Source organism: Candidatus Frankia nodulisporulans, assembly GCF_902806475.1.
Classification (GTDB): Bacteria; Actinomycetota; Actinomycetes; order Frankiales; family Frankiaceae; genus Frankia; species Frankia umida.
Window position 1 is genome coordinate 1 of record NZ_CADCWS010000192.1, and the last position, 8,342, is coordinate 8,342.

Here is an 8,342-nt window from a genome sequence, read left to right on the forward strand (position 1 = left end):
CGCGACGGCCCAGGCGCGCGTTGAGCCGGCCGAGTCGCCCACGCCAGCCGGCATCGACCGCGGTGGGGACGGACCCGGCGAGGTTCGCCCTCGAAGTCGGTTCGGCATACCGGCCCGGCGAAGCACCACCGTAGCCGGCTGGCAGATCATCATCCGACCCTGGCCGCTGGGCGTCGTCGGAATCGAACCGTCGGGTGTCGCCGGATCGGATCGGGCGGGTGTCGTCGGGATCCGCCGACCGGGAGTGGTCGTAGCCCCGCGACCAAGGGGATGGTTCGCCCGAAGGACCCGCGGGATCGGGCGGGTGGTCCCAGGAGTCCCCCGGCGTCCGTGCCTGCCCAGCATCCACGTCCCGCATCCTCCAGCTCTCACGCCCGGCGCCCCGCCCCCAGGATCATCTCTCGGACCTCGACGCGGCCGTCGTCACGGCCCCGGGACGCGCAGGGCAGCGAATGGTAGCGAGCCAATCACCCAGTGAGCGGTGCGGTGGACGGGCCCCGGGGCGGACCTGGATGATCCGGACCACCCAGGTTGACAGTTTCCGAGGAAAGTGATGAAGTTAATCTCGGCTAGCCGTTCCCAATTTCAGCCTCCCACGATGCCCGAGCCATACCGATGGCACTACGCGTCAGATCTTCGACACAGCGAAACCGCGGCCAGCGGAAATTCTGTCGCGGCCGCATCCGGCACGCGTCGATATCGGTGCCGCCAATGCTGCTGGCGATATTTTCATGGGCTGGGCCGTCCTGGGCTTCATCCTGAAAGGAAACTTCCGTGCCGCACGCGAAGCCGAGTGAACTAAAGCCGGCCCACCTCCGCTGGCCAGTCTCCGGACCGTCGTTCAAGTCGGAGCAGTGGGGCGACATGGAAGTCGGCCACACGAAGGTCGAAGAACCCCTTGACTGCACGGATCTCTACAAGATCGGGGGTCTTCCGGGCGGTGTCTGTCCGTGTCCGCACTACGGCTATGTCTTCAGCGGGTCCATCCGCGCGGTCTACCCGGGCTCGGACTGGCCGGACGAGATCGCGGTGGCCGGCGAGGCCTACTTCTTCCCCGCCGGGCACATTCTGATCTACCCGGAACCCACCGAGATCCTCGAGCTGAACCCGGCCGCCGCGCTGGTTTCCTGCATGGAGGCGATGCAGCGGGCTCTCGAGGGGGGGCGCGTTCGACCAGCCCACCGAGGAAGCCGCGGCGGTGAACTGACCTTTCCGGCTCATATCTGACTTGTAGGCGCCAGTACTTCGGCCTGCCGTCGCGTGGCCGCGCTGTCGTCCTGCCAGCGACACGAGCCGAACAGCCAGAAGGTCTTCACCCGGGTGGCGGTCGCGGCATCCGACGGATCCCCACCCGAAGCGGAGCCGACCGGCCAAGGGCGCCGTTCCGCGCACGAACACGACATACATCAATCAGGCGCGTACCGCTCGGGTTGACAGATCAGCCAGCAAAGTGGTGAAATAGGACACAGCAGGGCCGACCTGCCAATTAACCGGAAAACACGGCCCGCAAAACCGCCTGTCGCCCGATATCGACGAATCCATCCCCGCGTTCTGCGCAGCCAAAAATGACCTGTCATTCTCCACCCGCACCGTTCCGAGGTGTTTTTCGGGTGTCGCGCTCGTGGGCCCAGAATGATATGGGCGACGTACGAAAGGAAACAGTCGTGCCGCACGCGAAGCCGAGTGAGCTCAAGCCCGGCAATCTCCGCTGGCCGGTCTCCGGGGATTCGTTCAGGTCGGAGCAGTGGGGTGACATGGAAGTTGGCTACACCTCGGTCGACGAACCGCTTGACTGCACGGATCAATACAAGATCGGCGGTCTTCCCGGTGGAGTCTGCAACTGTCCGCACTACGGCTACATCTTCAAGGGATCGATCCGCGCGGTCTACCCCGGCTCCGACTGGCCGGACGAGGAAGCCGTCGCCGGCGAGGCCTACTTCTTCCCCGCCGGGCACGTCCTGATCTACCCGGAACCGACGGAGATCCTTGAGCTGAACCCGGCGGCCGCGTTGGTCACCTGCATGGAGGCGATGCAGCGGGCATACGACCTGGGCCGGTTCAGCGCGCCCGCCGAGGAGGCCGCGGCGCTCTGACGGCCTGACCGTCGCACCGGCTGGCTCACAGGCGGCAACCACCTGCGAGCCAGCCGTCTCGGTCTACCGCACCGCCTGGCTCAGAGGACGACGACGGAGCGGAGCACGTCGCCGGTGTGCATTTTCGCGAACGCGGCCTCGACGCCGTCCAAGGGCACCTCCTCGGTGACGAACGCGTCGAGGTCGAGGCGTCCCTGCTGGTAGAGATCGACGAGCAGGGGGAAGTCCCGCGAGGGCAGGCAGTCGCCGTACCAGGAGGATTTCAGCGCGCCGCCGCGGCCGAACACGTCGAGCAGCGGCAGTTCCAGGGTCATCTCGGGGGTGGGAACGCCGACGAGGACGACCGTGCCGGCCAGGTCGCGGGCGTAGAACGCCTGCTTGTAGGTTTCGGGGCGGCCGACGGCCTCGATGACGACGTCGGCGCCGAACCCGCCGGTGAGTTCCTGGATGGCGGCGACCGGGTCGGTCTCCTTCGCGTTCACCGTGTGGGTGGCGCCGAAACCCCTGGCCCATTCCAGCTTGCGTGGATCGGCGTCCACCGCGATGATCTTCGCCACGCCGGCGAGACGCGCCCCGGCGACGGCACCGTCCCCGACTCCGCCGCAGCCGATCACGGCGACCGAGTCGCCCCGGCCGACCTGCCCGGTGTTGATCGCCGCGCCGAGGCCGGCCATCACCCCGCAGCCGAGCAGACCGACGGCCGCCGGACGCGCGCTCGGGTCGACCTTGGTGCACTGGCCGGCGTGCACGAGTGTCTTCTCGATGAACGCGCCGATGCCGAGCGCGGGGGCCAGCGGCGTGCCGTCGGTGAGGGTCATTGGCTGGGTCGCGTTGTGGGTGTTGAAGCAGTACCAGGGCCGGCCGCGCAGACAGGCCCGACAGGTGCCGCAGACCGCCCGCCAGTTGAGGATGACGAAGTCGCCGGGCGCGACGTCGGTGACGCCGGCGCCGACGGTCTCGACGATCCCGGCCGCCTCGTGGCCGAGCAGGAACGGGAAGTCGTCGTTGATGCCGCCCTCGCGGTAGTGCAGGTCGGTGTGGCACACCCCGCAGGTCTGCACCCGGACCACCGCCTCCCCCGGGCCGGGATCGGGCACCCGGATCGTGGTCACCTCGACCGGCGCCCCCTTACCCCGGGCGATCACCCCACGGACTTCCTGCACGGTCGTCTCCTCTCGACGCTGAGATCACGCATCCACCTGCTCGGCGCACCGCGCGAGCCACCGAGATCTCCACGCCAGCCGGCCGCACCAGCTACCCGACTACCCGGCTGTTCCAGCTCCGGCGTTCGGGCCGGGCACGGATCTGGTTTCGGTGGCGTTCGGTGGGCCGGCGGCGGTGAAGGTGGTGCCGGGTGGGTCGATGGCCCAGGCGGGGGCCTCGCCCCAGGTCTCACCGTAGACGAGTTCGGCCAACGGCCGGCGCCGTACCGGGCCGTGCTGCCCAGCGGGCCGGCCGAGGGTGATCGCACCGGCGATGACGGTGCCCTCGGGCACGTCGAGCAGCGCGCGTAGCTCGGCATCGACGGCGAGGCTGAAGCCGGTGAGCGCTCCCCCGTAGCCCAGCGCGCGTGCCGCGAGCAGCAGGTTCTGGCACGCCGGATACACCGAGGCGCCTTCCATCAGCGTCGGCTCCCGGTAGCGGACCAGACAGGGCAGGATCAGGACTGGTACCTGTTCGAAGGTGTCGACGTAGTGCCGCATGGCCCGCGCCAGCCGGGCCCGGGGCGATGCGGGTTCGGCGTCGGCCCGGTCGTAGCCGTCGGTGTGCTGCTTGGTCTGCCAGATCCGGCGGGCCGCGTCACCGACGAGCCGTTTGGCGGCGTCGGCGTTCGGGCCGTCGGCCAGCACGACGAACCGGAACGGCTGCCGGTTGGATCCGCTCGGCGCGCGGGTGGCCGCGAACAGGATCGCCCGCAGCGCCTCGGCCGGCACCGGTTCGTCCCGGTAGCGGCGAATCGCCCGGGTGGTGGTGAGCCCGGCGAGCAACCCCACCGTGTCGGCCGGTAGCCCCGCCTCGAGCGGGGACGGCCCGCCCGGTGCGGCGGACTCGAGGGTGTCCGCGGCGGACTCGAGGGTGTCCGCGGCGGACTCGAGGGTGTCCGCGGCGGACTCGAGGGTGTCCGCGGCGGTGGCGAGCAGGCCGAGGTGGGTGCCGGCGGCGGCGGCGAGTTGCTTCGCGGTGGCCACGTCCTTGGCGATGTACCGGCCTGCGGCGGCGTGCAGGCCGGCGGACGAACCGGCGGCACGCACCGTGCCGAGGGCGTAGCTGGCGCCGCTGCAGTGGCCGATCGCCTCGATCGCGCGGGCGGGATCGATCCCGAGCTCTCCGGCGAGCCGCTCGGCCTCGGCGACTAGGGCGACGTTCGCGCCGAACAGGGCGTTGTTGACCAGTTTGACCCGCTGCCCGTCGCCGAGCCCGCCGACGTGCAGGATCGGCGACGCGTAACTGGCGAGCACCGGGCGGACCCGCTCGAGGACGGCCACCTCCCCGCCGACCAGCAGGGTGACGCGGCCGGCCGCCGCGTCCGCCGGGCCGCCACTGAACGCGGCGTCGAGCACGCTGACCCCGCGGGCCTGGCCCACCCGCGCGAGCTCCGTCGGGGTCTCGGGGCTGCAGGTGGTGTGAATGACCAGGGTGCTGCCCGCGGGCAGCGTGGCGAGCAGACCATCGTCGCCCCCGCACACCTCGTGGACCTGCGCGTCGCTGAAGACGCAGACCACGGCCACGTCAAGGGCGGCGCCGAGCTCCGCGGGCGACGCGACGCTGGTGGCCCCGCAGACGGCCACCTCCCGGGCCACCTCGGGTCGGCGGGCGTGGAACGACACCTCATGCCCAGCCCGAACCACCTGCTCCAGCATGGGCCGACCCACGCTGCCGACACCTACGAAGCCGACCCTCAACCCACGCTCCCGATCCGCCGGTGACCGCCCACGCACCATCCTGCGCCCGGTGCACCGCCTCGCGAAAGCGGTTCAGACCGCCTGGGCCAGCGTGGGGCCCCGCCGACCCGCGCGCTCCCGTCGGCGGGCGAGAAGCGCGTCGGCCAGGGCATCGGCCCGTTCCATGTCATCGAGCGTGGCGCGGGAACGACCCTCGACCGCGAGGATGGCGGCCAGCAGCTCCGCGGACAACCTCGTGCGCCCGGCCACCCGGGCCACGCTGGGCGGCAGAACGCCCGCGGCGGGCTGGGCCGCTTCGAGGCCGCCGCCGGTTTCGGACCGCTGGGCGGGTACCTGCTCACCAGAACCAGCCCGGCCCTCGGACCCGCCCCGGGAACGCGCCCGGACCGCGAACACATCACGAACGCCGAAGGCACGCGCCGCGGAGGCCCGACTTCCGGGCGCACGGCTGTGAACGACACGAGATCCGGAGGCATCGAACATACATTCGATAATGCCCGGTGGGAGATCGTCCTGTCAAGGACGCCGACGCGGATGCGAGCCGTGCCGGGTCAGGGTCGTCCGGTAGCGCGGGGCAGGACAGTCGTCGAGGCGCCGGCGGAGGGCGGAGCGGCGCCGTGCAGCAGCTGGCCGACGGCGCTGGCCATCGGGTGCGACGCCCCCCAGATCCGCACGATGTCGGCGAGCAGCGCGGTGAGCGTCTCGCCGGCGGCGACGCGCTGGCCGGCACCGAGCTGCAACAGCCCGATCTGACGACGCAGCTCGAGCACCCGGGGGTCGTCCACGCCGAACTCGCGTTCCTGGTCCGGCCGCAGGGCACCCAGCTGCGCCAGTGCCCGCTCGACGTCACCGGTCATCGCCCGGCAGGTCGCCTCCCGCAGGCGGACGTGCAGCAGCAGCCGCTCGCTGTCCCGGTCGTCGCGGCGGGCCAGTTCGTCGGCGAGTTGCGCGTAGCCTCGGGCGGCCCGGCGAAAGTCGCCCCCGTCGAACAGGATGTCGGCGAGCTCCAGACGCAGCGCGAGCACGTCGACACCGGCCACCGAGGTGGCCCGCGCGGCCCGGTCGACCGCGTCGGCCAGCACGGCGGCGGCCTGGCTGTAGCGGGAGGCACGGGCGAGCCCGCGTGCCTCGTCCCGGGCCTGACGCAGCTCGGCGCGGCCGACCTCACCGGCGCTCCCGCCCTCGCGCGCGGCGGGCACCACCGGCATCGTCGGCCCGGCCGTCGCGGCTGGCCCGACGGTCACCGACGCCCCCACCAGACCGGACGAGCCAACCGGACCGGACGGACCGGACGGGCCAACCAGGCCGGACGGGCCGGACGCCGGTGGCGAGGTGGCCGAGCCCGGTGCGTCGCAAGGCCGGGCTGGATCGGTCCGCGCGCCGGCGACAGCCAGCCCACCAGCACCGACCGGCCCCACCAGCGCGGGTGCGGGTGCGGTGTCCGGATGCACCTGGGCGGTGATGCGGGCATAGGTCCGTACGGGATTGTTCGGCTCGGGGTCGACGACGCCGGGCAGCGGTTCGAGACCCGTGGCGATGCGGGCCAGCACCTCGTACACCGCCTCCACCCGCGCGGGACGATCCCGCGGCGCCTTGTGCAGCAGGTCGGCGACAAGCTGGTCGAGCTCTGCGGGCACGCCCGAGCGCAGGCTGGCGACCCGGATGGGTATCTCCTCCACCTGACGGTGCATCACCGAGTAGGACGACGGACCGCCGAACAGCCGCCGGCCGGTGAGCATCTCGAACAGCGTGGCGCCGAGGGCGTACAGGTCGGTGGCCGGGGTGCTGAGCCCGGCGAGGACCTGTTCGGGCGCCATGTAGGCGGGGGTACCCAGATGCCGCCCGGCCAGGGTGATCTTCGAGAGGTCGGCCCGGTCGAGCCCGACGGCGAGGCCGAAGTCGAGGACCTTCACCGTGCCGTCCGGTTCGAGCATCAGGTTCGCCGGCTTGAGATCACGGTGGACGAGCGAGGCCCGGTGCGCGACGGTCAGCACGGAGGCGACCTGCGCGCCGATCGCGGCCGCCCATCCGATCGGCAGGGCCCCGGCCTCGGCGACCAGATCCGCGACGCTGATGCCATGCACCCGCTGCATGACCAGATAGGGACGCCCGTCGTGCATGCCCGCGTCATAGACGGCCGGGACCCCGGGATGCACGAGCCGGGCGGTGATCCGTGACTCGCGGACGAATCGGCGCACCAGATCCTGATCGGTCTGGCCATCGGGAAAGCGGACGAACCTGACCGCGATCTCCCGGTCGAGTTTCACATCCCGGCCCGTCCAGACCTCGCCCATTCCGCCTTTGGCCAGCGGTAGCGCGTCCAGCTCGTACTGCCGGTCGATCAGCCGACGTTGACTCATCGGATCAACCCCCACCCCGCAGATCGCCGGACTATTCTCGCACGGACGAACCTCCCATCAGGGGATGCATGCCCCAGATGCCCATCCGATGTGTGGAGCCGTCCGGGTGGAGCTCGTCAGAGCGTCTCGGGCGGTCCGTCGGCCGGGGGGAGTCGGTGGTCGGTGAAGCTGAGATAGCGCAGTCTGAGCAGCTCGGACCCGACGTTGTCGATGGTGCGGATGGCCGCCTCGAGCGCGGCGAGCTGCCGCTGGTCGGCACCCAGCTCCCGCTGGTCGGCAAGCTCCAGGACTGGAATTCGTACGCGGTGGAGGTCTCCGCCGACGAGGGAGGCCGTGGCCGCGGCGGGCCGCGCGGAGGTACGGGCCGTCGCCGTGGCGTCCGCGCGATGTCCCGCGGCCTGGAGGCAGCCGGCGAGGAAGTACGGGTCCAGCCGGCGGGTGTCGCCGCGCAGCAGGACGGGCTGGGCCTGGTCAAGCAGCTGCTCCGCCGACAGCCCGGACGCACCGCCGCCCCCACCAGCCCCAGCCCCGCCAGCAGCACCCATGCCGCCCGCGCTCGCACCCCCCGATGCGGGCGTGGCCGCAACGCCTTCACTCGAAGGAAACAGCCCGCCCTGACCAGCTCGCGTCACCACGGCGCCATCTCCCCCTCCGAAGCAGCCGGACCCCGCGCCTCACACGCCAACCCCGATCGGATGTGTATCGAGTTCACTCGCTACACGACCTCACCCAACCGACGCACCCGGACCCTCCCACCCACCTCCGACAACTCCACCGATCCGCCCGAAGCGCGCCGACCCAGACCCCCGCCGGCTCCTGCCACGACGGCCGGAGCATCACACCTGCGCCGTTCCACCACACCCCGCGACCAGCCTCCAGCAAGATCTGCCTACACGGGTCGCCGTGGGGGGCATATCGGACACGAACAGCCCCACAACGACCCGTATGCGCCCTGCACACCCGCGACCCCTACAAGACGCGTCACA

The 8,342-nt window shown here is 71.4% G+C and carries 7 protein-coding genes; 2 read left to right on the top strand and 5 right to left on the bottom strand.

Annotation, left to right across the window (positions count from 1 at the left end; all coding sequences use genetic code 11):
* Nucleotides 1-864: 864 nt before the first annotated feature.
* Both G6R24_RS15600 and G6R24_RS15605 read left to right on the top strand, forming a co-directional pair.
* Nucleotides 865-1,227, top strand: coding sequence for a cupin domain-containing protein (locus G6R24_RS15600; protein ID WP_225438586.1), 363 nt, complete (start codon nt 865-867; stop codon nt 1,225-1,227).
* A gap of 437 nt (nt 1,228-1,664) precedes the next feature.
* Entirely contained in the window at nt 1,665-2,093 is a 429-nt protein-coding gene (locus G6R24_RS15605) for a cupin domain-containing protein (RefSeq protein ID WP_225438587.1), read from the top strand.
* 80 nt (nt 2,094-2,173) lie between these two features.
* Here G6R24_RS15605 and G6R24_RS15610 read toward each other — a convergent pair whose 3' ends face one another.
* From G6R24_RS15610 to G6R24_RS15630, 5 genes are all read right to left on the bottom strand, one after another.
* A complete protein-coding gene (locus G6R24_RS15610) occupies nt 2,174-3,256 on the bottom strand; it encodes an S-(hydroxymethyl)mycothiol dehydrogenase (protein ID WP_163549977.1) in 1,083 nt (360 codons plus the stop codon).
* Between the two features lie 99 nt (nt 3,257-3,355).
* Nucleotides 3,356-5,035, bottom strand: coding sequence for an NAD(P)-binding domain-containing protein (locus tag G6R24_RS23550; protein WP_276529340.1), 1,680 nt, complete (start codon nt 5,033-5,035; stop codon nt 3,356-3,358).
* A 33-nt stretch (nt 5,036-5,068) separates the two neighbouring features.
* Entirely contained in the window at nt 5,069-5,392 is a 324-nt protein-coding gene (locus G6R24_RS22550) for a hypothetical protein (protein ID WP_225438588.1), read from the bottom strand.
* Nucleotides 5,393-5,547: 155 nt separating this feature from the next.
* Nucleotides 5,548-7,356, bottom strand: a complete 1,809-nt coding sequence (locus tag G6R24_RS15625) for a serine/threonine-protein kinase (protein WP_163549978.1) — start codon at nt 7,354-7,356, stop codon at nt 5,548-5,550.
* Nucleotides 7,357-7,472: 116 nt separating this feature from the next.
* The gene (locus tag G6R24_RS15630) at nt 7,473-7,901 is read right to left on the bottom strand and encodes a restriction endonuclease subunit S domain-containing protein (protein WP_163549979.1); all 429 of its coding nucleotides are present in this window, start codon (nt 7,899-7,901) and stop codon (nt 7,473-7,475) included.
* Nucleotides 7,902-8,342: the final 441 nt, after the last annotated feature.

Excerpts from the sequence above, each read along its gene's own strand:
- G6R24_RS15625 (WP_163549978.1), bottom strand. The coding sequence starts at position 7,356 with ATGAGTCAACGTCGGCTGATCGACCGGCAGTACGAGCTGGACGCGCTA.
- G6R24_RS15600 (WP_225438586.1), top strand. The coding sequence starts at position 865 with ATGGAAGTCGGCCACACGAAGGTCGAAGAACCCCTTGACTGCACGGAT.
- G6R24_RS15630 (WP_163549979.1), bottom strand. The coding sequence starts at position 7,901 with ATGGGTGCTGCTGGCGGGGCTGGGGCTGGTGGGGGCGGCGGTGCGTCC.
- G6R24_RS23550 (WP_276529340.1), bottom strand. The coding sequence starts at position 5,035 with ATGGTGCGTGGGCGGTCACCGGCGGATCGGGAGCGTGGGTTGAGGGTC.